Below are 23,567 nucleotides of genomic sequence, written 5' to 3' on the forward strand. Positions count from 1 at the left end.
CTTTACTTGCTCTCCTCGGTGCGGGGCGTGCTGGTGGTGGTGGTGACGGCCGGCTCGGAGCCTCCGAGCAGCAGGTACAGGACGGCCATGCGGATCGAGACACCGTTGGTGACCTGCTCGATGACCGTGCAGCGGTCGGAGTCGGCGACCTCGGCGGTGATCTCCATGCCGCGGACCATCGGGCCGGGGTGCATCACGATGGCGTGCTCGGGCATACGGGCCATCCTGGCGCCGTCCAGGCCGTAGCGGCGGGAGTACTCGCGCTCGGTCGGGAAGAAGGCCGCGTTCATCCGCTCGCGCTGCACGCGCAGCATCATCACGGCGTCGGACTTCGGCAGCACCTCGTCCAGGCTGTACGAGATCTCGCACGGCCAGGCCTCGACGCCGACGGGCACCAGGGTGGGCGGGGCCACCAGGGTGACCTGGGCGCCGAGGGTGTGCAGCAGGTGGACGTTGGAGCGGGCCACCCGGCTGTGCAGGATGTCGCCGACGATGGTGATCCGGCGGCCGTTCAGGTCCTTGCCGAGCCCGGCGTCCTTGCCGACGAGGCGGCGGCGCATGGTGAAGGCGTCGAGCAGGGCCTGGGTGGGGTGCTCGTGGGTGCCGTCGCCGGCGTTGATCACCGGGGCGTCGATCCAGCCGGAGGTGGCGAGGCGGTAGGGGGCGCCGGACGCGTGGTGGCGGATGACGACCGCGTCGACGCCCATGGCCTCCAGGGTCTGGGCGGTGTCCTTGAGGGACTCGCCCTTGGAGACGCTGGAGCCCTTCGCCGCGAAGTTGATGACATCGGCGGAAAGGCGCTTCTCGGCGGCCTCGAAGGAGATCCGGGTCCGGGTCGAGTCCTCGAAGAAGAGGTTGCAGATCGTGCGGCCGCGCAGGGTGGGCAGCTTCTTGATCGGCCGGTCCGCGACGCGGGCCATCTCCTCGGCGGTGTCGAGGATCAGGACGGCATCGTCGCGCGTGAGATCGGCGGCCGAGATGAGGTGGCGCTTCATCCGGGTGCTCCGTAAGTCGGTGAGTCAAAGCCGTGGTGAGGTCAAAGCCGTGGTGAGGTCAAAGCCGTGGGGAGGGCAGACGGGCTGGGGTGCGGGCAGGGCAGGCTCCGGCGCGGACCCCGAGGGGCCCGGCCGTCGTCAGGGGCTACTGCCCGGCTGCCCGGTCGGTCCGCTGGCCGAGCAGCACGGCGTCGCGGCCGTCCTCCTCCTGGACCTGGACCTGGACGTTCTCCCGCAGCGACGTGGGGAGGTTCTTGCCGACGTAGTCGGCGCGGATCGGCAGTTCGCGGTGGCCGCGGTCGACGAGGACCGCGAGCTGCACCGCGCGGGGGCGGCCGAGGTCGCCGAGTGCGTCGAGGGCGGCGCGGATGGTGCGGCCGGAGAAGAGAACGTCGTCGACGAGGACGACCAGGCGGCCGTCGATGTCGTCGCCGGGAATCTCGGTGCGGCCGATCGCCCGGGCCGGCTTCATCCGCAGATCGTCGCGGTACATGGTGATGTCGAGGGAGCCGACCGGGATCTTCGCACCGGTGATCTCTTCGAGCTTGGCGGCCAGCCGGCGGGCGAGGAAGACGCCGCGGGTGGGAATGCCGAGGAGCACCACATCGTCGGCGCCTTTGGCGCGTTCGACGATTTCGTGGGCGATGCGGGTCAGAACACGGGCGATGTCCTGCGCTTCGAGAACGGGGCGCATGACGTCGGCAGCTGTTTGCCGGTCCTGCTGGTCCTGCTGGGTGTCCATGAAAAGGACCTCCTTCTCCGCCTCACGGGACGGACCTTAAAGGACGTCGGATGTACGCGTTCCACGGTACCAGGGGGATGGCCGCGACCTGGCATCGGGGCAGACCAGGACCCCTCTTACGTGGGCGTTGGAGACCATTCGGCTTGACGCATCCAAGTAACGCTGCGTAACCTCACAGTGAGTTACCAGCCGCGCGGCGGAGCCGCACGTGGTCATGTCGTCACAGCGTCCGGGAGCGTTATGTCCAGCGAATACGCCAAACAGCTCGGGGCCAAGCTCCGCGCCATCCGCACCCAGCAGGGCCTTTCCCTCCATGGTGTCGAGGAGAAGTCCCAGGGCCGATGGAAGGCCGTGGTGGTCGGTTCTTACGAGCGCGGAGACCGTGCCGTGACCGTTCAGCGTCTCGCCGAGCTGGCGGACTTCTACGGGGTTCCGGTGCAGGAACTGCTGCCGGGTACGACCCCCGGCGGAGCGGCCGAGCCGCCGCCGAAGCTGCGCCTGGACCTGGAGCGCCTGGCCCACGTGCCGGCCGAGAAGGCCGGTCCGCTGCAGCGTTACGCGGCGACCATCCAGAGCCAGCGCGGCGACTACAACGGCAAGGTGCTGTCGATCCGCCAGGACGACCTGCGCACCCTCGCCGTCATCTACGACCAGTCGCCCTCGGTCCTGACCGAGCAGCTCATCAGCTGGGGCGTTCTGGACGCGGACGCGCGTCGCGCGGTGGCACACGAGGACATCTAGTCCCCCAAGCCTCAGCAGAAACGTTTACCGGTGGGTGCCGGGAGCCGACAGGCTCCCGGCACCCACCGGTTTTCTCATGCCCGCGCCGGGGCCGCCGGGCATACGACGGAGGGCCCGCAGCGCGTGTGCGCTGCGGGCCCTCCGTTCACGCCGTACCGGCGGCGCCGGTCAGCTCTCGCTGCGGCGCAGCTTCGGCTTGAGGTCCTTGAAGCGGCCGAGCAGTCCGTTCACGAACGAGGGCGACTCGTCCGTGGAGAACTCCTTGGCCAGCTGGACGGCCTCGTCGATGGCCACGGCGTCCGGGGTTCCGTCGAACCAGATCAGCTCGTAGGCACCGAGACGCACGATGTTCCGGTCGACGACCGGCATGCGGTCGAGGTCCCAGTCCACGGCGTAGGTGGCGATCAGATCGTCGATGCGGTCCACCTTGTCGGCGTACCCCTCGACGAGTTCCATGGTGAACTCGTTCACCGCGGGCTGGCGGTCGGTGTCCGACCGCGAGTGGCGGACCCAGTCCGCGAGGACCTCGCGCACGGAGACCCCGCGCTGGTCGGCCTCGAACAGGATCTGGAAAGCGCGCTTGCGCGCGTTGCTCCGGGCAGCCACGGTTAGCTGTTCACCCGGCCGAGGTAGTCGCTGGTGCGGGTGTCGACCTTGATCTTCTCGCCGGTGTTGATGAAGAGCGGGACCTGGATCTCGTGGCCCGTCTCCAGCGTCGCCGGCTTGGTGCCACCGGTGGAGCGGTCGCCCTGGACGCCCGGGTCGGTGTGCTCGATCGTCAGCTCGACGGCGGCCGGGAGCTCGACGTAGAGCACCTCGCCCTCGTGGCGGGCCACAGAGGCGGTGAAGCCCTCGATCAGGAAGTTGGCGGCATCGCCGACGGCCTTCTTGTCGACCATCAGCTGGTCGAAGTCCTCCATGTCCATGAAGACGAAGTACTCGCCGTCCATGTAGGAGAACTGCATGTCGCGGCGGTCGATGGTGGCCGTCTCGACCTTGGTGCCGGCGTTGAACGTCTTGTCGACGACCTTGCCGGACATGACGCTCTTCAGCTTGGTGCGCACGAAGGCCGGGCCCTTGCCGGGCTTGACGTGCTGGAACTCGACGACGGACCAGAGCTGGCCCCCGTCGAGCTTCAGCACCATGCCGTTCTTGAGGTCGTTCGTGGAAGCCACGGTGTGGGAATCTCCTGCACTGGAAGACCACGGGTGCGCGCCCAGCCCGGCGACGCGGGCTAGAGCGCGAGCAGCTCCTTGGTCGTAATGGTGAGTAGCTCGGGACCGCCGTCCGCCTCGGGGCGTACGACGAGCGTGTCATCGATCCGGACACCACCCCGGCCAGGGAGGTGAACCCCCGGTTCGACGGTGACCGGCACGCAAGCGTCCAGTTTACCCATGGCGGTAGGTGCAAGCTGCGGGTCCTCGTCGATTTCGAGACCGACACCGTGTCCGGTCCACGCCGCGAGGGCCTCGCCATGACCTGCGGAGTCGAGTACGGAGCGGGCCGCGTGATCCACATCGCGGTACGCGGCCCCGGGCCGCAGGGCCTCCCGGCCCGCCCGCTGGGCGGCGAAGACGAGCTCGTACAGCTCGATCTGCCAGTCGGCGGGGGTCGTGCCGATCACGAAGGTACGACCGATCTCGCAGCGGTAGCCCCGGTAGTTCGCTCCGAGGCAGACGGACAGGAAATCACCCTCCTCGACCCGCCGGTCGGAGGGCCGGTGCCGGGAGCGGCCGGAGTGCGGGCCGGTGCCGACGGAGGTCGGGAAGGCCGGGCCGTCGGCCCCGTGGTCCACGAGCCGGCGTTCCAGCTCCAGCGCGAGGTGCCGTTCGGTGCGGCCCACCAGGATCGATTCCAGCAGCTCTCCGAGGGCCTGGTCGGCGATCTCGGCGGCGATCCGCAGGCAGGCGATCTCCTCCTCGTCCTTGACGAGGCGCTGCTGTTCCACCGCGGTCCCCAGATCGGCCAGGCGCAGCCCGGGCGCCACCGAGCCGAGGGCACGGTGCCTGCCGACGGTGAGGTGGTGTTCCTCGACGGCGAGGGATTCGGCGCGGGCCGCGGAGGCCGCGTCGGCCGCCGCGACGGCGGGATCCGCTCCGGGGCCGGCCAGCACGGAGAGCCGTAGGTTCTCGTCGAGCCGTCCCTCGTCGGCCTCCCCCGTGGGCTGGTCGGCGCAGAACAGCATGTCCGCACCGCCCGGGCCGAGCAGCAGGACCGCGCCCAGCGGCGACGCCCCGGAGAGGTAGCGGACGTTCGCCGGACGCGTGATGAGTGCGGCGGCGTTTCCGGCGGCCGCACAGCGGTCGCGAAGCAGGCCCCGGCGGGCCGCGTACACGTCTGACATGTTTCCGAGCCTACGAGCGCGGCGCGCATCCGGCCTGGTGAGCGCAGCCGTACGGGGGCCGGGCCCGGCCCGGCGGGCGCCGCGGGCGGGGGTTGAAGCAGGCCGGCTGTTCAGTAGACCGGCTGGGAGATGACGCGGGCCAGGGTCTCGTCCAGGGCGCGGGCGGTGCCCTCGACGTCCAGGTGGGAGTTGTCGATGATCGGCAGCCCGGATCCGTACCAGCCGGCCATCCGGCCGTGGATCCGCGCGACCTCCTCGTCGGAGAGCCGCCTGTTCCCGGAGCGGGCGGCGTTGCGCTCCAGGACGATCTCCAGGCCGGGCAGCAGGACGACCGGCAGCAGCGCGGGCCCGACATGGCGCTTCCAGCCGCCGAGGCCCACCACCGGCCGGTCCGGGAACACGGCGTCGTCGAGGATGCAGGAGATTCCGTTGGCCAGGAAGTTCCGGGCGGCGAACCCGCAGGTGCGGCGGGCGAGGCGGTACTGCGCCTCGGAGTGGTCGTTCCAGCCGGCCTGCGGGTCCGCGAAGCCCGAGCAGACCCATTCGCGTACGTCGTCCAGGCTGATGTGCGCGGTGGGGACGGGCCGGGTGCCGGCCCAGTGGCGGGCCACCGTGGTCTTGCCGGCGCCCGCGGGGCCGATCAGCAGGACCGCGAGGGTGGCGCCGCCGGTGCCGGGAGCGGCGGGCGGCAGCGGGACGTGCCCGGTGAACCCGTCCGGGGGCCCCGGCATGGCCAGGGGCGGGGCGTGCCCGGAGGGCACGGGAGGCATGGGCCAGCCCGCCACCGGCGCTACCGGCGGCTGCGGGGGCGCCGCCGGGTGCTGACTCCCCGGCGGCTCCCAGCCCCCGCCTCCCACTCCCTGCTGCATCCGCTGCCACTCCGTCTCGTTCCACCACGACTGATACGAGAACGTTATATGACCCCGGAGGCTCACCGGGTCACGCGGTCGCGAGATGCACTGCTCAGGCCGTGACCTCGCCGAAGGCTGCCACGAGGACGGCCGGGTCGGGACCCTCCAGGACGGTCGGCTTCGCCAGCCCGTCCAGGACGATGAAGCGCAGCAGGTCGCCCCGGGACTTCTTGTCGAGCTTCATGGTCTCCAGCAGCTTGGGCCACTGGTCGCCGCGGTAGGTCAGCGGCAGCCCCACGGAGGCGAGGACGGCCTTGTGCCGGTCGGCCGTCGCGTCGTCGAGCCGGCCCGCGAGCCGGCCGAGCTCTGCGGCGAAGACCATGCCGACCGAGACGGCCGCGCCGTGGCGCCACTTGTAGCGCTCGTTCTTCTCGATGGCATGCGCGAGGGTGTGCCCGTAGTTGAGGATCTCCCGCAGGCCCGACTCCTTGAGGTCGCTGGAGACCACGTCGGCCTTGACCTGGATGGAGCGGCAGATCAGCTCGGCCGTGTGCGGGCCGGCGGGCGTGCGCGCCGCCTCGGGGTCCGCCTCGATCAGGTCGAGGATCACCGGGTCGGAGATGAATCCGGCCTTGATGATCTCGGCGAGACCGCTGACGTAGTCGTTGACCGGCAGCGATTCCAGCGCCGCCAGGTCGCAGAGCACGCCGGCCGGCGGGTGGAAGGCGCCGACGAGGTTCTTGCCCTCGGCGGTGTTGATGCCGGTCTTGCCGCCGACTGCCGCGTCCACCATCGCCAGGATGGTGGTCGGGACGGCGATCCAGCGCACCCCGCGCAGCCAGGAGGCCGCGACGAAGCCCGCGAGGTCGGTGGTGGATCCCCCGCCGACGCCGACGATGGCGTCGCTGCGGGTGAAGCCGGACTGGCCCAGCGCCTTCCAGCAGTACGCCGCCACCTCGGCCGTCTTGGCCTCTTCGGCGTTCGGCACCTGGATGGCGACGGCCTCGTACCCCTGCGCGGCAAGGTCGTCCCGCAGGGCCTCACCGGTCGAGGCGAGGGCCTCGGGGTGGATGACGGCGACCCGCTGGGCCTTCGTACCGATCAGGGAGCCGAGCTCGCCGAGCAGCTGCCGGCCGACCAGCACCTCGTACGCGTCGTGCCCGGCGCTCGCGCCGACCTTGATCCGCGTCACCTTGTCCGTCATGCGTTCTTCAACTCCAGAGCGTCGAGGACCGCCTGGGCGACCTCTTCGGGCGTGCGCTCGTCGGTGGCCACCACGACGCGCGCGACTTCGGTGTACAGGGGGCGCCGGGCGTCCATCAGCTCGCGCCACTGGCGGCGCGGGTTGACGGCGAGCAGCGGGCGCGCGGCGCCGAGGCCCACGCGCTTGACCGCTTCCTCGACGTCCATCGAGAGGTAGGCGACGGGCAGCCCGGTCAGCAGCTCGCGCGTCTTCTCGTCGAGGACGGCGCCGCCGCCGAGGGCGAGGACGCCCTCGTGGCCGGCGAGGGCCGCGGCGACCGCGGCCCGCTCCAGCTCGCGGAAGTACGGTTCGCCCTCGTCCACGAAGATGTCTGAGATCTCCCGGCCCTGGGCCGCGACGATGTCGGCGTCGGTGTCCCGGTAGGAGACGCCGAGCCGTTGGGCGATCAGCTCGCCGACGGTGGACTTGCCGGACCCCATGGGGCCGACGAGGACCACCAGGGGTCCGGTCGCGCTGCCGCCGGTCACCGGATCTGCAGGTTGTCGAGGTACGACCGGACGTTGCGGCGGGTCTCGGGGACGGAGTCGCCGCCGAACTTCTCCACGACGGCGTCGGCCAGCACCAGCGCGACCATGGCCTCGGCGACGATGCCCGCGGCGGGCACCGCACAGACGTCGGAGCGCTGGTGGTGCGCGACGGTGGCTTCGCCGGTGGCGACGTCCACGGTGGCGAGGGCCTTCGGCACGGTCGCGATGGGCTTCATCGCGGCGCGCACGCGCAGCAGTTCGCCGGTGGTCAGACCGCCCTCGGTGCCGCCGGAGCGGCCGGAGGTGCGCCGGATGCCCTCGGGGGTGGAGACGATCTCGTCGTGGGCCTGCGAGCCGGGCACGCGGGCGAGGTCGAAGCCGTCGCCGACCTCGACGCCCTTGATGGCCTGGATGCCCATGAGCGCGGCCGCGAGGCGCGCGTCGAGGCGACGGTCCCAGTGCACGTGCGAGCCGAGGCCGACGGGCACGCCGTAGGCGAGGACCTCGACGACGCCGCCGAGGGTGTCGCCGTCCTTGTGGGCCTGGTCGATCTCCGCGACCATCGCCTTCGACGCGTCGGCGTCGAGGCAGCGCACCGGGTCGGCGTCGAGCTTCTCGACGTCGGCGGGGGTCGGGTAGACGCCGTACGGGGCCTTGGCGGCCGCCAGCTCCACGACGTGGGAGACGATCTCGATGCCGGCGACCTCCTTGATGAAGGACCGGGCGATGGCACCGAGGGCCACGCGGGCGGCGGTCTCACGGGCGCTGGCGCGCTCCAGGATCGGCCGGGCCTCGTCGAAGCCGTACTTCTGCATGCCGGCCAGGTCGGCGTGGCCGGGGCGGGGCCGGGTCAGCGGCGCGTTGCGGCCGGTGTCCTTGAGCAGCGAGGGGTCGACCGGGTCGGCCGACATGACGGTCTCCCACTTGGGCCACTCGCTGTTGCCCACCATCACGGCGACCGGGGAGCCGAGGGAAAGTCCGTGGCGAACACCGCCGAGAAGTGTCACCTCGTCCTGCTCGAACTTCATCCGGGCACCGCGGCCGTAGCCGAGCCGGCGCCGGGCGAGGTGGTCGGCCACCAGTGCGGTGGTGACCGGAACGCCGGCGGGAAGCCCCTCCAGCGTCGCTACCAGCGCCGGTCCGTGCGATTCCCCGGCCGTCAGCCAACGCAACCTGCTCAACGATGCTCCTCGTGCTCGCGCCTGATCCATCGATGGCGCGATCGGGTGCGCGGCCCTGACCCGCCTTCACCCGATCCTCCCATGTCCGGGCCGGTACACCGCCTCCGGTCCAGCTATCGGACGGCGGCGCACCTCTGCCCGGGGCGACATGTGGATCTAGAAACGGCTCGGCTCCGGCTCAGTGGCGGGCCCGCAGCGCCGCCTCGCCCGCAGCGCGCATGGCCCCGAGCGGAGCGGTGGGGCAGCCGGTCATCAGCTCGACCTGGAGGACCGCCTGGTGGACCAGGAGGTCGAGGCCGCCGAGGAGCTTTCCGCCGCCGTGCGTCCAGGCCGCCGCCAGGGGCGTGGGCCAAGGGTCGTACAGGACGTCGAAGAGGGTGCCCGGAGCGGCGGGCACGGAGGCGGCCAGCTCGTCCGTGGCACCGGCCGGGGTGGTGGCGATGACCAGCGGCGCGGCCAGCGCCTCGGCCGCCCGCGACCAGTCGGCCGTACGGACGTCCACGCCGAGCCGCTCGCCCCACGCGCGCATCTCCGCGGCCCGGGCCTCGGAGCGTACGTACGCGGTCACCTCGCCGGTGCAGATCCGGGCCAGCGCGGCGAGCGCCGAGGAGGCGGTGGCGCCCGCGCCGAGGACGGCTGCGGACTCCACCTTCCCGACGCCCTGCTCGCTCAGCGCCGCGAGCAGGCCGGGGATGTCGGTGTTGTCGCCGACCTTGCGGCCGTCCTCGGTGAAGACGACGGTGTTGACCGTCTCCACGGAGGCGGCCGTGTCGCTGATCTCGTCGAGCAGCGGGATGACCGCCCGCTTGAGCGGCATGGTCAGCGACAGCCCGGCCCACTCGGGGCCGAGCTGCGCGATGAAACCGGGGAGCGCGGCCTCGTCGATCTCGAACCGGTCGTACGACCGGTCTCCGAGGCCGAGCTCCTGGTACGCGGCGCGGTGCAGCACCGGCGAGAGGGAGTGCTCGATGGGCGAACCCAGCACCGCGGCCCGTATCCGTGACATGTCCTGCTACCCGCCGTTCTTCTGCTTCTGCCGTTCCTGGAACTCGGCCACGAGCTTGAGGTGCTCGTCGAACGTCTTGGTGAAGGTCGTCTTGTCGCCGTCGACCGACACGAAGAACATCCAGCCACCGTGGTCCGGGCTGAGCGTAGCGGTCACCGCGTCCAGACCCGGGTTCCCGATCGGGCCGGGGGGTAGTCCCGCCACGTTGTGCGTGTTGTAGGGGTGGACGAAGGCCTTGGCTTCCGCGGCGTTGAAGTTGATCTCGCTCGTGCCCTTGACGTAGTTGTACGTCGAGTCGAACTCGATCTTCCGGTTCGTGACGTCGTTGGTCTTCTTCAGGCGGTTGTAAACCACTTCGGACATCTTCCGGAAGTCGTCGTGGTTCTTGCCCTCGGCGTTGACGAGGCTGGCGACCGTGATCACCTGGAGCGGGTTGTCCAGGCCCAGCTCCTTGGCCTTGCCCTCGACCCCGAGCTCCGCGTACTTGTCGGTCGCGTTCTTGACCATCTGCTTGAGCAGGGACTCGGGAGTGCTGTCCTTGGTCAGGTCGTAGCGCATCGGGTACAGGAAGCCCTCGAGGGGATCCATGATGTTCTTGTCGTTGTTCGCCCAGGCCGGCAGGCCAAGGGTCTTGGCCTGCTTGAAGGCGATGTCCTTGGTGGTGCCGGCCGGCTTCTGGAGCTTCCTGTCGATCGCGTCGTAGACCGTGCTGTTCCGCATGCCCTCGGCGATGGTGAGGACGTGCAGCTTGGAGGGGTCGGTCATGACCTCGACGGCGGCCGCGGCGGACATCTTCTTCTTGAGCGGGTAGATGCCGGGCTGGATCGACCTGCCGTTGGCGCTGCTCGCGGCTTCCACGAAGGCCTGGGCGCTCGCGACCACGCCCGCCGCCTTCAGGATGCGGCCCATCTGGCCCAGGCTCGCGCCCTTGGGGATCTCCACGTCGACGGTCTCGTCGCTGCCGTCGCCCGCGAAGTCCTCGGCTGCGGAGAACTTGTCCTTGAGGTAGTTGTAGCCGTAGTAGCCGCCACCGCCGACCACGCCGACGATGACCACGGCCGCGATGAGGCAGGCCATGCCGCTGCGCTTCTTCGGTTTGCCGCCGGAGCGGCCCGACCGGCGGCCGCCGCGCCCGCCGTCGTCGCCGTCACCGTCGTCGCCGTCGTCACCGCTGCTGCCGCCGCCCGCGAGGAAGGAGTCGGCCGCGGCGTCCTCTTCCTCCTGCCAGGGCAGCTCCTCGGTCTGCAGGTGCCTCATGCTCGGCGGCCGCGGCGGCGGAAAGGCCTCCGGCGTGCCGTAGAGGTCGGGGGTCTCGCCGGGGTAGCCGCTCGCCTGCTGCTGCGCGTACGGATCCGCCCCCGCGTACGGGTCGGCGGCCTGCGGGGCCGGGGCGTACTGACCCTGGCCCGTGTCCCAGACCTGGCCCTGACCGGTGTCCCAGACCTGGCCCTGGCCCCCGTACGCCTGCTGGTGCTGGTGCTGCTGCTGGTACTGGTGCTGCGGATGTTGCTGCTGCTGCGGATGCTGCTGCTGCGGATGCTGCGGATACTGCACCTGCTGCTGCTGGTACGGCATCTGCTGGGCCTGGGGGTACTGGCCCTGCTGCTGCGCGTAGTAGGCCTGCTGAGGCTGAGGCTCCTGCTGGTACTGCTGCGGGCCTCCGACGTAGGGCATCTGACCCTGCTGGGCCTCGTGCCCGTTCCACCCCTGGTCCCCGTACTGCGGGTCCTCGGGATGCCACGGTTCGGGACCAGGGCCCCGGCCATACTCAGTCATCGATCCCCTAGCGCGCCGCAGGGCGTTGGCCGCGGCTCCGTCCGCCGCGGCACACGGTGCCGCCTCTTCTGATGGGCGACGGCTGTTCGAATGCCGTCACATCGCGCGGAACGTTACCGTATCGCGATCAGACAACCACTTCGACGCACTCACCGGGAGGATTACCTGATACCCGTTCGGTCTCAAGAGCGTTCTGCAGGATGACCACGGCGGCCGCCTGATCGATGACCGACCGGCTCTTCTTCGCGTTCTTCCCGGAGGCCCGCAGGCCCTGGGCGGCGGTGACCGTCGTCATCCGCTCGTCCACCAGACGCACCGTCACGGGCTTGATGCCCTTCGCCAGTTCCGTGGCGAAGGCACGGCACTTGGCCGCGGCCGGCCCTTCCCGCCCGCTGAGCGAGCGGGGCAGACCGACCACCACCTCGATGGGCTCGTACTCCGCGACGAGCTGCCGCAGCCGCCGGTGGGCGAAGGGGATGTCCCGGCCCGGAACGGTTTCCACCGGTGTGGCCAGCACCCCGTCGGGGTCGCACGAGGCGACCCCGATCCGGGCGTCACCGACATCGATGGCCAGACGGCGGCCGCGGCGCAGTGTCATCTTCAGGCCGTCTCTACGACGAGGCGCTCGACCGCGGCGATGGCCTCGGGGATGGCGGCCGGGTTCTGGCCACCGCCCTGGGCCACGTCCGGCTTGCCGCCACCGCCACCGCCGAGGGTCTTGGCGGCCGTACGGACCAGGTCGCCGGCCTTGAGACCGCGCTCGCGGGCGGCCTCGTTGGTGGCGATGACGGTCAGCGGACGGTCGTTCGCCGTGGTGAACAGGGCCACGACGGCCGGGCGGTCCCCCTGGATGCGGCCGCGGACGTCGAGGACCAGCTTGCGCAGGTCGTCGGCGCCGGTGCCGTCCGGGACGGTGCCCACGACGAGGGCGACGCCGTGGATGTCCTGGGCGTTCTGGGCGAGACCGGCGGCGGCCTGCAGGACCTTCTCCGCGCGGAACTTCTCGATCTCCTTCTCGGCGTCCTTCAGCTTGCCGAGCATGGAGGCGATCTTCTCCGGCAGCTCCTCCGGACGGCCCTTGACCAGCTCCTGGAGCTGGGCGACGACCGTGTGCTCCCTGGCGAGGAAGTTGTACGCGTCCACGCCGACCAGAGCCTCGACGCGGCGCACGCCGGAGCCGATGGAGGACTCGCCGAGCAGCTTCACCAGACCGAGCTGGCTGGTGTTGCCGACGTGCGTGCCGCCGCACAGCTCCTTGGAGAAGTCGCCGATGGTCACGACGCGCACGCGCTCGCCGTACTTCTCGCCGAACTCGGCGATGGCGCCCTGCTTCTTCGCCTCGTCGATGCTCATGATCTCGGCGGTGACGTCGAGCTCGCGGGAGAGCACGTCGTTGATCTTGTGCTCGACGTCGGTGAGCACCGAGCCGGGCACGGCGTTCGGCGAGCCGAAGTCGAAGCGGAAGCGGCCGGGCGAGTTCTCGGAACCGGCCTGGGCGGCCGTCGGGCCGAGCGCGTCGCGCAGGGCCTGGTGCGTCAGGTGCGTGGCCGAGTGGGCGCGGGCGATGGCCCGGCGGCGCTGGATGTCGATGGCGGCGTACGCGGAGGCGCCCACCGTCACCTCGCCGACCTGGACGGAGCCCTTGTGCACGGAGACGCCCGGGACCGGCTGCTGCACGTCGCGGACGACGATGACGGCGCCCGAGTCGAGCTTGATGCGGCCCTGGTCGGCGAGCTGGCCGCCGCCCTCGGCGTAGAAGGGGGTGCGGTCCAGGACGACCTCGACCTCGTCGCCCTCGGAGGCGGCGGGCGCGGAGACGCCGTTGACCAGGAGGCCGACGATGGTGGACTCGCCCTGGTTGGTGGCGTAGCCGGTGAACTCGGTGGCGCCGGAGCCGTCGGCGATCTCCCGGTAGGCGGACATGTCCGCGTGGCCGGTCTTCTTCGCCTTGGCGTCGGCCTTGGCCGTGTCGCGCTGCTCCTGCATCAGGCGGCGGAAGCCGTCCTGGTCCACGGAGAGGCCCTGTTCGGCGGCCATCTCCAGGGTCAGGTCGATCGGGAAGCCCCAGGTGTCGTGGAGCAGGAACGCCTTGTCGCCGGCCAGGACCGTGCCACCGGTGGCCTTGGTCTCGGTGATGGCGGTGTCGAGGATGTTCGTGCCGCCGCGCAGGGCCTTCACGAAGGCGGCCTCTTCGGCGAGCGCGACCGTCTCGATGCGCTTGCGGTCGGTGACCAGCTCCGGGTACTGCTGCCCCATCGTGTTGATCACGACATCGACGAGCTCCTGCACGACCGGACCCGTGGCGCCCATGAGGCGCATGTTGCGGATGGCACGGCGCATGATGCGGCGCAGCACGTAGCCGCGGCCCTCGTTGCCGGGGGTGACACCGTCACCGATGAGCATGACGGACGTGCGGATGTGGTCGGCGACCACGCGCATCGAGACGTCGGTGTCCTTCGCGGCGCCGTACCGCACGCCGGTCAGCTCGGTGGCCTTGTCCATCACCACCTGCAGGGTGTCGGTCTCGTACATGTTCTGCACGCCCTGCAGGATCATGGCGAGACGCTCAAGACCGAGACCGGTGTCGATGTTCTTCGACGGCAGGTCGCCGAGGATCGGGAAGTCTTCCTTCCCGTCGCCGGCGCCGCGCTCGTACTGCATGAAGACCAGGTTCCAGATCTCCACGTAGCGCTCGTCGTTGACGGCGGGGCCGCCCTCGACGCCGAACTCGGGGCCGCGGTCGTAGTTGATCTCCGAGCACGGGCCGCAGGGACCCGGGACGCCCATGGACCAGAAGTTGTCCTTCTTGCCCAGCCGCTGGATGCGCTCGGCGGGGACGCCGATGACGTCACGCCAGATCGTCTCGGCCTCGTCGTCGTCGAGGTAGACCGTGATCCAGAGCTTCTCGGCCTCCAGGCCGTAGCCGCCGTCCGCCACGGAGCTGGTCAGCAGCTCCCAGGCGTACTTGATGGCGCCTTCCTTGAAGTAGTCCCCGAAGGAGAAGTTGCCGCACATCTGGAAGAACGTGCCGTGGCGGGTGGTCTTGCCGACCTCTTCGATGTCCGGGGTACGGACGCACTTCTGCACGCTGGTGGCGCGGGGGGCCGGGGGCTTGACCTCGCCGAGGAAGTACGGCTTGAACGGCACCATGCCCGCGTTGACCAGCAGCAGAGTCGGGTCGTCCGCGATGAGCGACGCCGAAGGGACAACGGTGTGACCGCGCTCCTCGAAGAAGCTCAGCCAGCGGCGGCGGATTTCAGCCGACTCCATCAGTGGTCCTCATTCCGGTTGTACGAAAACTGTGTGGTCTGGTCGTGCTCGATGGCCCTGCGCCGCCGCGGCCCGGGAAGGGCGGTGACGTTGCCGGGCAGGTCGGGATCCTGGTGGAGTCCCAGTGCGTCGTTCAGTTCGTCCTCGCGCTGCGACATGCCCGACTTGACGTCGAGGGCGAAGTCCTTGAGGCGGTGGCCCGCCTCGATCGCCTTGTCGGCGGCCTGGGCGGCGAGGCTCTCCGGCGTCAGCTTCTTGAGCTGCCGGTTGACCTTGGTGGTGGCCCACACGCCGGCGGCCGCGCCGGCGGTGAACCAGAAGGCTCGGCGGAACATCGGAGATCTCAGCCCTTCTGCTTCCGGCGCCGGGCCGCCGGCACCGTACGGCCGACGATCACGGTCCGTCGGGAGGTCTTGCCCGGCGCGTCCTGCGCGTTCGCGCCGCCCTTGCCCAGCGCCTTGCGGACGCCGTAGCCGAAGGCCGCGACCTTGACGAGCGGGCCGCCGAAGGTGGACGCGACGGTGGAGGACAGCGCGGAGGCGTTGGAGGTGACTTCCTGTACGTCGCTCGCGATGGCGTCGACCCGGTCGAGCTGGGTGCGGGCGGAGCGGACGGTGGTGGAGGCGTCCGCGAGCAGCGGGACGGCCTGCTCGGTCACGTCGGCCACCAGCTTGGTGGTCGCCCTGAGCACCTGGGCCAGCCTCACCAGCACCACGGCGAGGAAGGAGACCAGGATGGCCCAGAAGACGGCCACGAGGATCCCGGCCACCTCTCCACCGGACACGTTCACACCGCTCTCTACAGATTGATCACCAAGCGAAAAAGTCGTCCTCCGACCCTATCGCGCCGGAGATCCGCCGCAGTACCGGAATTCCGGGGCGCCGCGCCTGCCGGGCGCCCGGAACCGACCCGCCTTGTACGCAGCGCATGCGGACCAGTACGCTCCGTGTCCCATGCGACAAAGACCCATTCCACGAAGGACGCCGGGCAATCTTCCCTCGGACCTGAGCGGCTTTGTCGGGCGGGGCGGGGAACTTTCCGAGCTGCGGCGGCTCCTGGGCGCCTCGCGGCTGGTCACGGTGACCGGCGCGGGGGGCGTGGGCAAGACCCGCCTCGTACTAGCGGCGGCCAGGGCGGCCGCCGACGCGGCGGCCGGTCCCGCCCGTGCCGCCGAGGTGGGCTGCCCCGCCGATCCGGCGCAGGAACGCTACTGCGACGGTGTGTGGCTGGCCGAGCTGGCCTCCGTACGGGATCCGGCGCTGCTGGAGCTGACGCTCGCCGAGGCGCTCGGGCTTACCGACCACACCACCCGTCCGCCCCGGACGGTACTGGCCGAACACCTGGCCGAGCGGCGGCTGCTGCTGGTCCTGGACGGCTTCGAGCAACTGGTCGACGAGACCGCCGACCTGGTACGGGACCTCCTGCGCCGCTCCCCCGGCCTGCGCGTGCTCGCCGCGGGCCGGCGCCCGCTGACCCTCGACGGCGAGCTGTCCTGGCCGCTGGCCCCGCTGGGTCCGGAGGAGGCCCTGGCCCTGCTGATCGAGCGGACCTCGGCGGCCGTTCCGGCCTTCGCCCTGACGGAGGCCAACCGGGCGGCGCTGGCCGAGCTGTGCGCCCGCCTCGACGGCCTGCCGCTGGCGCTGGAGCTGGCGGCGGGCCGGCTGCGCACGCTGTCGCCGGAGCAGGTGCTGTCCCGGCTGGAGGACCGCTTCGCCCTGCTGACGGGCGGCTCGCGCGGCGCGCTGCCCCGGCACCGGGCGCTGCGCACGGCGATCGGCTGGAGCCACGAGCTGTGCACGTCCGGGGAGCGGCTGCTGTGGGCGCGGCTCTCGGTGTTCGCCGGGCAGTTCGACCTGGACGCCGCCGAGTACGTGTGCGCGGGGCCGGACCTGCCGGTGGATTCGGTGCTGGACCTGGTCGGGGAGCTGCTGGGGCAGTCCCTGCTGGTCCGGGAGGAGACGGCGGCCGGGGTCCGCTACCGGATGCTGGAGAGCGTACGGATCTACGGGGCGGGCTGGCTGGAGTCGCTGGGCGACGCCCGGCGGCTGCGGCGCCGGCACCGGGACTGGTACATGGGCCTGGCGACCTGGTGCGAGCTGGACTGGTTCAGCCCGCGCCAGGAAGAGGTGGCCGCGCTGGTGGAGGCGGAGCTGGCGAACTTGCGGCTCGCGCTGGAGTGCTGCCTGGACGAGCCCGAGGAGATCCACCTGGGCCAGTACCTGGCGGGCACCCTCTGGTTCTACTGGGCGGGCTGCGGCCGGCTCACCGAGGGCCGGCACTGGCTGGACCGGACCCTGGAGGGCGACCTGGGGCTCGTGGGAGCGGAGTACGAGAGCTCCCGGCTGAAGGCGCTGTGGGTGCTCGGGTACGTCGCGGCGCTGCAGGGCGACTCGGTGGCCTCGATGAGCGCGCTGTACGAGTGCCGGGACGGGGCCGCACGGAGCGAGAACCCGGTGGCGGGGGCGTACGCCGTGCACCGGATGGGCTGCCTGGCACTGATCTCGGACGACATGGCCCGCGCCGGCGAGCTGCTGGGCTCGGCGCTGGAGCGCTACCGGGAGGCCGGGGAGCTCAACAGCAACGTCCTGATGTGCCAGGTGGAGCTGGCGATGACGCTGGCCTTCCAGGGGGAGCTGGCGGGCGCGCTCACCTTGTGCCGGGAGGTCCGGGACATCTGCGAGGAGCGCGGGGAACGCTGGACCAAGGCGTACGCCCTGTACGTCCTGGCGTACGCGGCGCTGGACGCCGGGGGCACGGCCGAGGCGCGGCGGCTGCTGGCCGAGTGCGTGGCCATCAACCACACGTTCCGCGATCTGGTGGGGCTGGTGCTGGCGGTGGAGCTGCTGGCGCTGGTCACGGTGGCCGAGGGGCATCCGGCGGAGGCGGCCGTCCTGCAGGGCGCGGCGGAGCCCCTGTGGGACGGGGTGGGGATGCGGCTGTTCGGCTCGGGGTACTTCAACGCCCCGCGGCTGATGTGCCAGGAGCGGGCGGGCGAGCTGCTGGGCGCCGAGCGGTACGACTCCTGCGCCCGGCACGGCCGGACCCTGCCCCTGGACGTTCTGGTGGAGCGGGCCCTGCGGGGCCCGGAGCCGGCGCCCGTGCCCGCGGGGCCGCTGCCGAGGCCGCGCGGCGGGGACGGGCGGGCGGAGCGGCCGATGGCGCACCCGGGGGCGAAAAGCAGGAAACCCGCCGGCTCCCCCGAGGGGGAACCGGCGGGCTGACCAGCCTGTGAGGGCTACGTCCGCTGGTGGAGCTTGATCAGCGGGCGTAGTACTCGACGACGAGCTGCTCGTCGCAGATGACCGGGATTTCCTTGCGGTTCGGGTCGCGGTCCAGGCGGAAGGCCAGGGCCTTCAGGTTGACCTGCAGGTAACGGGGGGTCTCGCCCTCGCCTGCGTAGCCACCCTCACGGGCAACCTGGAACGGAACCTTCTCGCGGCTGCGCTCGCGCACCGTGATGACGTCGTCCGGACGGACGCGGAACGACGGCTTGTCGACCTTGTCGCCGTTGACCTCGATGTGGCCGTGAACGACCATCTGGCGAGCCTGGTAGATGGTGCGGGCGATGCCCGAACGCAGGACCAGGGCGTCGAGGCGACGCTCGAGCTCGACGACCAGCGCCTCGCCCGTCTTGCCTTCGGCCTTCTTGGCGCGGTCGTACGCGCGGGCCATCTGACGCTCAGAGATGTCGTACTGAGCGCGCAGACGCTGCTTCTCCAGCAGACGAACCTTGTAGTCCGAGTTCTGCTTGCGGCCACGGCCGTGCTCGCCCGGCGGGTAGGGGCGGGCCTCGAAGTACTTGACGGCCTTCGGGGTCAGCGCAATGCCGAGGGCACGCGACTTCTTGACCTTGGGTCGCTTCTGGTTCACGTGGAACCTACCTCCATGTAAGTTAGGTGAGGCTTACCTTAGCGAGGAGGACGTAATGTCTCGACCACATGGGATCCCCCTGCCCAGTGCGCACCGAAGTTCAGATCCAAACGAAACAGGATCTGCTTTCGGCGACGATAAGCAAGGTCAGCCGCGTCCCAGGGAAGGCGTTCGGCAGCTCACCGGAGCCGAACGCGTACGAACCCTCGTAGAGTCCAACGCCTCAGTATCCCTCACGCTCCCGGGTGCTTATGACCGGGAGGAGCTCGGGACAGGGATGCCGGCCGCTAGGACCGTCACCCCGGACGGGGACGTGATTCTCCTGGTATCAGGGGAATCCGCGGCTGCCAGGGCAGCCGCTCACGCCCAGGACGACGACCTCACCGCCGTGATCGAGATCACGGATGTGGCGCCGGTGTCCGTGCCCCATCGTATCCGAGGCCGCGCCTGGCTCGCCGGGTGGCTCACCCCGGTGCGCGGGGCCGCCGACCGGGCGGCCTGCGCGGCCCTGCTGGCCGAGCGGCATCCGGTCGGAGAGCTCCTCGGCCTGACCGAGTCGCTCGACGCCCCGCCCGCCGGCCGGCCCGCGTGGATGCTGCTGCGCCTGGAGGTCGGCGAGATCTCGGTGGACGACCTGTGGGGCGCCGAGCACGTGGATCCGGAGCTGCTGGCCGGGGCCGAGCCCGACCCGATGGTGGCCCACGAGACGGAGCTCCTCCAGCACCTGGCCTCCTCGCACGGAGACCGGATGGGTGACCTGTGCGCCCTGCTGGGCACCCGGGAGACCGCGGACCTGACGGCGGTCCCCCTCGCGCTGGACCGGCTGGGCCTGCGGGTGCGCTTCACCCGCGGCGCCACCGCCTTCGACGCCCGCTTCGACTTCCCGGAGCCGGTGACGGACGTCTGCGGCCTGCGCCGGGCGATGAGCACGCTGTTCGCCGGCTAGGGGGCCAGGGGCTACGGGCAGGTGCCGAGCATCTCCTGCAGGGCCTGCTTCTCGGGCGGGGTCACGGAGAGCCCGTACTTCGCCTTGATCCCGGTGTACCGCCGCGCGTACTCGCACCAGTAGCCCTTCTGGGGCGGCTTCCACTTGTCCGCGGTCTTGCTGCTCTTCTCGTAGTTCGTCTGCTTGTCCACGGCGAGCAGCACGTCCAGGTCGTTGGCGTACTCCAGGCGCCGCTGCGGGGTCCAGGCGTACGCGCCCCCGCGCCAGGCGGCGCCGAGGGCAACGACGTGGTCGGTCTGGATCTGCGAGGCGCGGCGGTACGTATAGGGGAGCTCCTTCCCCGTGTACGGGTCCTTCAGCACCCCGGACAGCACGACGCAGGGGTTCCTGTCGCCCTCGCGCAGCTCCCGCAGGTCCCTGCGCAGGACGTCGTCGCGGGTGTCGCAGCCGTTGCGGCCGCCGATGGCGTCGGCTCGTCGGACCAGTACTTGCCGAAGTTCTCGCGCTTGTACGTCTCCCAGTTCTTGCCCCACTCGACCCTGAGCCTGCCCAGCTCGGTCTTGGCGGCTGCCGCGGCGGGCGGGAACCCGGCGCTCGCGAGGGGGATCTGGGCGACGAGTGCGGGGGCGCTGGCCTGCGCCCTTTCGCCGTCTCCGTGGTGACACCCACTGAGCAGCAGCACGGCTGCGACAGCGATGAGCGGAGCGGGACGTCCCATGCTCCGGAGCCTAGGCCCGGCTTCCCCGCCCCGCGGGGAAGACACGACGCCGCTGCGCGGGGCCGTCCCCTACCCGCCCTTCCACCCTTCCCTGGGCTCCGCCCAGACCCGCGCCTCAAACGCCGGCGGGGCTGGAATTGCCCTGCGGGCAATCCAGCTCGCCGGACGCTGCGCGCACGTACGGGCGGACGCCGGCCAAATCCAGCCCGGCCGGCGTTTGAGGCCACCTTCAGCCCCGCCGGCGTTTGAGGCGCGGGGGGCCGGGGGCGGCGCCCCCGGGAACGGCGCCGCAGGTCAGGACCCGGCGCCGCGGAGCCGCTCGCGGACCTTCTCCACCACGTCCGCGTAGCGGGCCTCCGCCCCGTACCGGGTCGGTTCGTAGTACCGCTTGCCGTGCACGGCATCCGGCGCGTACTGCTGCGCAGCAATCGCTCCGGGCACGTCGTGCGGGTACACGTACCCCACCGCGTGCCCCAGCTTCGCCGCCCCCTTGTAGTGCCCGTCACGCAAGTGCGCCGGCACGGACCCCGCCAGCCCCGCCCGGACGTCGGCCAGCGCGGCCCCGATCGCCGTCGTCGCGGTGTTCGACTTCGGGGCCAGCGCCAGCGCGATCGTCACGTGCGACAGCGTGAGCGAGGCCTCCGGGAAGCCGATCATCGCCACCGCCTGGGCGGCGGCCACCGCGAGCGGCAGCGCCGTCGGGTCGGCCAGCCCGATGTCCTCGCTCGCCGAGATCATCAGCCGGCGCGCGATGAACCGGGGGTCCTCCCCCGCTTCGATCATGCGCGCCAGATAGTGCAGCGCCGCGTCCACGTCCGAGCCCCGGATCGACTTGATCAGCGCGCTCGCCACGTCGTAGTGCTGGTCGCCGTCCCGGTCGTACTTCACCGCGGCCCGGTCGACGGCCTCCTCCACCGTCTGGAGGGTGATCTCCGGCTCGCCCTTGGCGATCGCCGAGCCGGCGCCCGCTTCCAGAGCCGTCAGCGCGCGCCGCGCGTCTCCGCCGGCGATCCGCAGCAGGTGCGCCTCCGCGTCCGCGGGCAGGGTGACCGCGCCGCCGAGGCCCCGCTCCTCCGTCAGCGCCCGGTGCATCAGGGCGCTCAGGTCCTCGTCCGTCAGCGGTTCCAGCGTCAGGAGCAGCGAGCGGGACAGCAGCGGGGAGATGATCGAGAAGTACGGGTTCTCCGTGGTCGCGGCGATCAGCGTGACCCAGCGGTTCTCCACGGCCGGCAGCAGCGAGTCCTGCTGCGCCTTGCTGAAGCGGTGGATCTCGTCGAGGAAGAGGACGGTGTCCTTGCCGTACCCGCCGGCCGCCCGCTTGGCGCCCTCGATGACGGCCCGTACTTCCTTCACACCGGCGGTGATCGCGGACAGCTCGACGAACCGCTTCTTCGTCGCCTGGCTCACCACGTACGCGAGCGTGGTCTTCCCGATGCCCGGCGGGCCCCAGAGGATCACCGAGGAGGCACCGGCGGGACCGCCCGCCCCGTCCCCGACGAGCCGCCGCAGCGGGGAGCCGGGCTTCAGCAGGTGCTGCTGGCCGACGACCTCGTCCAGGGTGCGCGGGCGCATCCGGACGGCGAGCGGAGAACTGGAGGGGTCCTTCGCCTGGCGGTCTTCGGCGGCGGCGGTGAAGAGATCTGGTTCCACACCGGAAGCCTATGCGAGGCCACCGACAGGCCCGGCCGTCACCTCGGCCGGGCTCAGGAGGTCCAGAAGTCCCACCAGCGGGTCAGGATCAGCATCCCGATGATCCCGATGTGCAGGACGGGCAGCACCCAGGTGAACTCGTCGAAGAGGGCGCGCAGCCAGCCGGGGGCCGGCAGCAGGCGGCCCCGGACGTTGTGCGAGGTGACGTACCAGAACATGACGATGGTGGCGACCCAGGCCAGGCAGCACCACAGGCACAGGGAGTTGATCGTGTAGAGCGACTGGTACATCAGCCAGGTGCAGAAGCCGACGCCGAAGAGCATCCCGGCGTTCAGGGTGAGCCAGTACCAGCGCGGGAAGCGCGCCCGGGCGAGCAGGCTCATGCCGACGCAGACGACCATGCCGTAGGCGACCAGCCCCAGCATCGGGTTCGGGAAGCCGAAGACCGACGCCTGGTCGCTCTTCATGATGTTGCCGCAGGAGACGATCGGGTTGAGGCTGCAGCCCGGAACGAAGTCCGGGTCCTCGAGCAGCTTGAACTTGTCGATCGTGATGACCCAGGCGGCGAGCAGTCCCGCGGCTCCCGTGATCACCAGCAGCAGGGCGAGCGCCCGGCTGCCGCCGACGGCCGTCCGCGGCTCGGCGGTGTCCGTATCGGTCCCTCGTGTCGTCATCCGGCCCGCTCCACATCTGCAAGGTCAACAAGCACCGGCCATTGTGCCGTACCCGGCCGGACCGTCCACTCTCCACTGTCCATCGTTCGACGGACAGGAGGAGGTACGCACGGGGGGACCGGTGGGCGGGCTTCCGCCACACCATGGGAAACATGACACAGAACGCGGTGGAAGTACGGGGGCTCCGCAAGCAGTACGGCGAAGTCACCGCGGTGGACGGACTGGACCTGACGATCCGGCAGGGCGAGGTCTTCGGCCTCCTGGGGCCCAACGGCGCCGGCAAGAGCACGACGGTGGAAATACTCCAGGGGCACCGGGAGCGGGACGGCGGCGAGGTGCTCGTCCTCGGCGCGGACCCCGCGACCGCCGGCCGGGCCTGGCGCTCGCGCGTCGGCATCGTCTGGCAGGACGAGTCGGCGCCCGCCGAACTGACGGTACGGGAGACGGTCGAGCACTTCGCCCGCTACTACCCGGCCCCGCGCGACCCGGCCGAGGTGATCGCGCTGGTCGGCCTGGAGGACAAGCGCGGGCACCGGCTCAAGACCCTCTCCGGCGGGCAGCGGCGCCGCCTCGACGTGGCGCTCGGGGTCATCGGCGACCCCGAGCTGCTGCTCCTGGACGAGCCGACGACCGGCTTCGACCCGGCGGCCCGGCGGCAGTTCTGGGACCTGATCCGGCTGCTGTCCGAGTCGGGCACCACCATCGTGCTCACCACCCACTACCTGGAGGAGGCCGAGGCGCTCGCCGACCGGCTCGCGGTCATCGCCCGCGGCAAGGTCGTGGCCGAGGGCGAACCGGCCGCACTGCGCGCCCGCCTCGGGACCGGCGCCACCGTCGAGTGGACCGACCGGGACGGCAGCCCGCGCAGCACCTCCACCGACACGCCCACCCGTACGGTCGCCGAACTGGCGGCCCGCTTCGACGGGGAGGTCCCGGACCTGAGGATCACCCGCCCCACCCTGGAGGACGTGTACCTGCGCCTCACGGGCCAGCTCGACCGGAACACGACGCGACTGGAGGAGTCCCGATGAGCACGGAGACGGGTACGGGTACGGGTACCGGTACGGGCAAG

The 23,567-nt window shown here is 71.1% G+C and carries 23 protein-coding genes; 4 read left to right on the top strand and 19 right to left on the bottom strand.

The genetic code is table 11. From position 1 onward, the window contains the following. Positions 1 to 2: 2 nt before the first annotated feature. Entirely contained in the window at positions 3 to 995 is a 993-nt protein-coding gene (locus tag AC3IYI_RS06975) for an aspartate carbamoyltransferase catalytic subunit (protein WP_489409365.1), read from the bottom strand. Positions 996 to 1,140: 145 nt separating this feature from the next. Then, positions 1,141 to 1,737: a bifunctional pyr operon transcriptional regulator/uracil phosphoribosyltransferase PyrR gene (pyrR, locus tag AC3IYI_RS06980; protein WP_489409366.1), complete on the bottom strand. Its 597-nt coding sequence runs from the start codon at positions 1,735 to 1,737 to the stop codon at positions 1,141 to 1,143. Positions 1,738 to 1,977: 240 nt separating this feature from the next. Here pyrR and bldD point away from each other — a divergent pair, with 240 nt between their 5' ends. Continuing rightward, positions 1,978 to 2,478 (top strand): transcriptional regulator BldD, encoded by a 501-nt coding sequence (gene bldD / locus AC3IYI_RS06985; protein ID WP_069929708.1) that lies wholly within the window; start codon positions 1,978 to 1,980, stop codon positions 2,476 to 2,478. Positions 2,479 to 2,646: 168 nt separating this feature from the next. On the opposite strand, the gene nusB is transcribed toward bldD, so the two are convergent. The 13 genes from nusB to AC3IYI_RS07050 all read right to left on the bottom strand — a co-directional run bounded on the left by nusB (position 2,647) and on the right by AC3IYI_RS07050 (position 15,421). Continuing rightward, positions 2,647 to 3,084 (bottom strand): transcription antitermination factor NusB, encoded by a 438-nt coding sequence (gene nusB, locus AC3IYI_RS06990; protein ID WP_489409367.1) that lies wholly within the window; start codon positions 3,082 to 3,084, stop codon positions 2,647 to 2,649. 2 nt (positions 3,085 to 3,086) lie between these two features. Next, a complete protein-coding gene (gene efp / locus AC3IYI_RS06995; protein ID WP_243334327.1) occupies positions 3,087 to 3,653 on the bottom strand; it encodes an elongation factor P in 567 nt (188 codons plus the stop codon). Between the two features lie 59 nt (positions 3,654 to 3,712). Beyond that, the gene (locus AC3IYI_RS07000) at positions 3,713 to 4,822 is read right to left on the bottom strand and encodes a M24 family metallopeptidase (protein WP_489409368.1); all 1,110 of its coding nucleotides are present in this window, start codon (positions 4,820 to 4,822) and stop codon (positions 3,713 to 3,715) included. 110 nt (positions 4,823 to 4,932) lie between these two features. After that, positions 4,933 to 5,691 carry an AAA family ATPase gene (locus AC3IYI_RS07005; RefSeq protein ID WP_489409369.1) on the bottom strand — a complete coding sequence of 253 codons (759 nt, stop codon included), beginning with the start codon at positions 5,689 to 5,691 and terminating at the stop codon, positions 4,933 to 4,935. A gap of 94 nt (positions 5,692 to 5,785) precedes the next feature. Then, positions 5,786 to 6,877, bottom strand: coding sequence for a 3-dehydroquinate synthase (gene aroB, locus AC3IYI_RS07010; RefSeq protein WP_489409370.1), 1,092 nt, complete (start codon positions 6,875 to 6,877; stop codon positions 5,786 to 5,788). Beyond that, on the bottom strand, positions 6,874 to 7,356 hold the full coding sequence (locus tag AC3IYI_RS07015; protein ID WP_489411457.1) for a shikimate kinase: 483 nt from the start codon (positions 7,354 to 7,356) through the stop codon (positions 6,874 to 6,876). The genes aroB and AC3IYI_RS07015 overlap by 4 nt, the downstream gene beginning before the upstream one ends. A gap of 44 nt (positions 7,357 to 7,400) precedes the next feature. Further along, on the bottom strand, positions 7,401 to 8,585 hold the full coding sequence (aroC, locus tag AC3IYI_RS07020) for a chorismate synthase (RefSeq protein WP_489409371.1): 1,185 nt from the start codon (positions 8,583 to 8,585) through the stop codon (positions 7,401 to 7,403). A 178-nt stretch (positions 8,586 to 8,763) separates the two neighbouring features. Further along, positions 8,764 to 9,591 carry a shikimate dehydrogenase gene (locus tag AC3IYI_RS07025; RefSeq protein ID WP_489409372.1) on the bottom strand — a complete coding sequence of 276 codons (828 nt, stop codon included), beginning with the start codon at positions 9,589 to 9,591 and terminating at the stop codon, positions 8,764 to 8,766. 6 nt (positions 9,592 to 9,597) lie between these two features. Further along, a complete protein-coding gene (mltG, locus tag AC3IYI_RS07030; RefSeq protein WP_489409373.1) occupies positions 9,598 to 11,367 on the bottom strand; it encodes an endolytic transglycosylase MltG in 1,770 nt (589 codons plus the stop codon). 127 nt (positions 11,368 to 11,494) lie between these two features. After that, positions 11,495 to 11,965, bottom strand: coding sequence for a Holliday junction resolvase RuvX (gene ruvX / locus AC3IYI_RS07035; protein WP_243334308.1), 471 nt, complete (start codon positions 11,963 to 11,965; stop codon positions 11,495 to 11,497). Positions 11,966 to 11,967: 2 nt separating this feature from the next. Then, complete coding sequence (alaS, locus tag AC3IYI_RS07040) at positions 11,968 to 14,637, bottom strand: alanine--tRNA ligase (RefSeq protein WP_489409374.1); 2,670 nt, start codon at positions 14,635 to 14,637, stop codon at positions 11,968 to 11,970. After that, positions 14,637 to 14,972, bottom strand: a complete 336-nt coding sequence (locus tag AC3IYI_RS07045) for a DUF6167 family protein (RefSeq protein ID WP_489409375.1) — start codon at positions 14,970 to 14,972, stop codon at positions 14,637 to 14,639. The genes alaS and AC3IYI_RS07045 overlap by 1 nt, the downstream gene beginning before the upstream one ends. Positions 14,973 to 14,980: 8 nt before the next feature. After that, positions 14,981 to 15,421 carry a DUF948 domain-containing protein gene (locus AC3IYI_RS07050; protein WP_489409376.1) on the bottom strand — a complete coding sequence of 147 codons (441 nt, stop codon included), beginning with the start codon at positions 15,419 to 15,421 and terminating at the stop codon, positions 14,981 to 14,983. 169 nt (positions 15,422 to 15,590) lie between these two features. Here AC3IYI_RS07050 and AC3IYI_RS07055 point away from each other — a divergent pair, with 169 nt between their 5' ends. Continuing rightward, on the top strand, positions 15,591 to 17,858 hold the full coding sequence (locus AC3IYI_RS07055; protein WP_489409377.1) for an ATP-binding protein: 2,268 nt from the start codon (positions 15,591 to 15,593) through the stop codon (positions 17,856 to 17,858). Between the two features lie 37 nt (positions 17,859 to 17,895). Here the strand turns inward: AC3IYI_RS07055 and rpsD are convergent, their stop codons facing one another. Continuing rightward, entirely contained in the window at positions 17,896 to 18,507 is a 612-nt protein-coding gene (gene rpsD / locus AC3IYI_RS07060) for a 30S ribosomal protein S4 (RefSeq protein ID WP_008740451.1), read from the bottom strand. Between the two features lie 55 nt (positions 18,508 to 18,562). Here rpsD and AC3IYI_RS07065 point away from each other — a divergent pair, with 55 nt between their 5' ends. Beyond that, positions 18,563 to 19,453, top strand: coding sequence for a DUF2470 domain-containing protein (locus AC3IYI_RS07065; RefSeq protein ID WP_489409378.1), 891 nt, complete (start codon positions 18,563 to 18,565; stop codon positions 19,451 to 19,453). A gap of 11 nt (positions 19,454 to 19,464) precedes the next feature. On the opposite strand, the gene AC3IYI_RS07070 is transcribed toward AC3IYI_RS07065, so the two are convergent. From AC3IYI_RS07070 to AC3IYI_RS07080, 3 genes are all read right to left on the bottom strand, one after another. Next, on the bottom strand, positions 19,465 to 19,986 hold the full coding sequence (locus tag AC3IYI_RS07070) for an HNH endonuclease family protein (RefSeq protein ID WP_489409379.1): 522 nt from the start codon (positions 19,984 to 19,986) through the stop codon (positions 19,465 to 19,467). A gap of 479 nt (positions 19,987 to 20,465) precedes the next feature. Then, positions 20,466 to 21,821, bottom strand: coding sequence for a replication-associated recombination protein A (locus AC3IYI_RS07075; RefSeq protein WP_489409380.1), 1,356 nt, complete (start codon positions 21,819 to 21,821; stop codon positions 20,466 to 20,468). Between the two features lie 53 nt (positions 21,822 to 21,874). Beyond that, the gene (locus tag AC3IYI_RS07080) at positions 21,875 to 22,495 is read right to left on the bottom strand and encodes a vitamin K epoxide reductase family protein (RefSeq protein WP_489409381.1); all 621 of its coding nucleotides are present in this window, start codon (positions 22,493 to 22,495) and stop codon (positions 21,875 to 21,877) included. A 152-nt stretch (positions 22,496 to 22,647) separates the two neighbouring features. Here AC3IYI_RS07080 and AC3IYI_RS07085 point away from each other — a divergent pair, with 152 nt between their 5' ends. After that, complete coding sequence (locus AC3IYI_RS07085; protein WP_489409382.1) at positions 22,648 to 23,526, top strand: ABC transporter ATP-binding protein; 879 nt, start codon at positions 22,648 to 22,650, stop codon at positions 23,524 to 23,526. Positions 23,527 to 23,567: the final 41 nt, after the last annotated feature.

This window comes from Streptomyces sp. GL_148, from assembly GCF_057834205.1.

Coding starts and splice junctions, on each gene's coding strand:
- pyrR (WP_489409366.1), bottom strand. CDS start 1,737: ATGGACACCCAGCAGGACCAGCAGGACCGGCAAACAGCTGCCGACGTC.
- AC3IYI_RS07000 (WP_489409368.1), bottom strand. CDS start 4,822: ATGTCAGACGTGTACGCGGCCCGCCGGGGCCTGCTTCGCGACCGCTGT.
- aroB (WP_489409370.1), bottom strand. CDS start 6,877: ATGACGGACAAGGTGACGCGGATCAAGGTCGGCGCGAGCGCCGGGCAC.
- AC3IYI_RS07085 (WP_489409382.1), top strand. CDS start 22,648: ATGACACAGAACGCGGTGGAAGTACGGGGGCTCCGCAAGCAGTACGGC.
- AC3IYI_RS07045 (WP_489409375.1), bottom strand. CDS start 14,972: ATGTTCCGCCGAGCCTTCTGGTTCACCGCCGGCGCGGCCGCCGGCGTG.
- AC3IYI_RS07065 (WP_489409378.1), top strand. CDS start 18,563: ATGTCTCGACCACATGGGATCCCCCTGCCCAGTGCGCACCGAAGTTCA.
- AC3IYI_RS07015 (WP_489411457.1), bottom strand. CDS start 7,356: ATGGGGTCCGGCAAGTCCACCGTCGGCGAGCTGATCGCCCAACGGCTC.
- bldD (WP_069929708.1), top strand. CDS start 1,978: ATGTCCAGCGAATACGCCAAACAGCTCGGGGCCAAGCTCCGCGCCATC.
- AC3IYI_RS07025 (WP_489409372.1), bottom strand. CDS start 9,591: ATGTCACGGATACGGGCCGCGGTGCTGGGTTCGCCCATCGAGCACTCC.
- AC3IYI_RS07080 (WP_489409381.1), bottom strand. CDS start 22,495: ATGACGACACGAGGGACCGATACGGACACCGCCGAGCCGCGGACGGCC.
- AC3IYI_RS07055 (WP_489409377.1), top strand. CDS start 15,591: ATGCGACAAAGACCCATTCCACGAAGGACGCCGGGCAATCTTCCCTCG.
- mltG (WP_489409373.1), bottom strand. CDS start 11,367: ATGACTGAGTATGGCCGGGGCCCTGGTCCCGAACCGTGGCATCCCGAG.
- alaS (WP_489409374.1), bottom strand. CDS start 14,637: ATGGAGTCGGCTGAAATCCGCCGCCGCTGGCTGAGCTTCTTCGAGGAG.
- AC3IYI_RS07005 (WP_489409369.1), bottom strand. CDS start 5,691: ATGCAGCAGGGAGTGGGAGGCGGGGGCTGGGAGCCGCCGGGGAGTCAG.
- ruvX (WP_243334308.1), bottom strand. CDS start 11,965: ATGACACTGCGCCGCGGCCGCCGTCTGGCCATCGATGTCGGTGACGCC.
- AC3IYI_RS06975 (WP_489409365.1), bottom strand. CDS start 995: ATGAAGCGCCACCTCATCTCGGCCGCCGATCTCACGCGCGACGATGCC.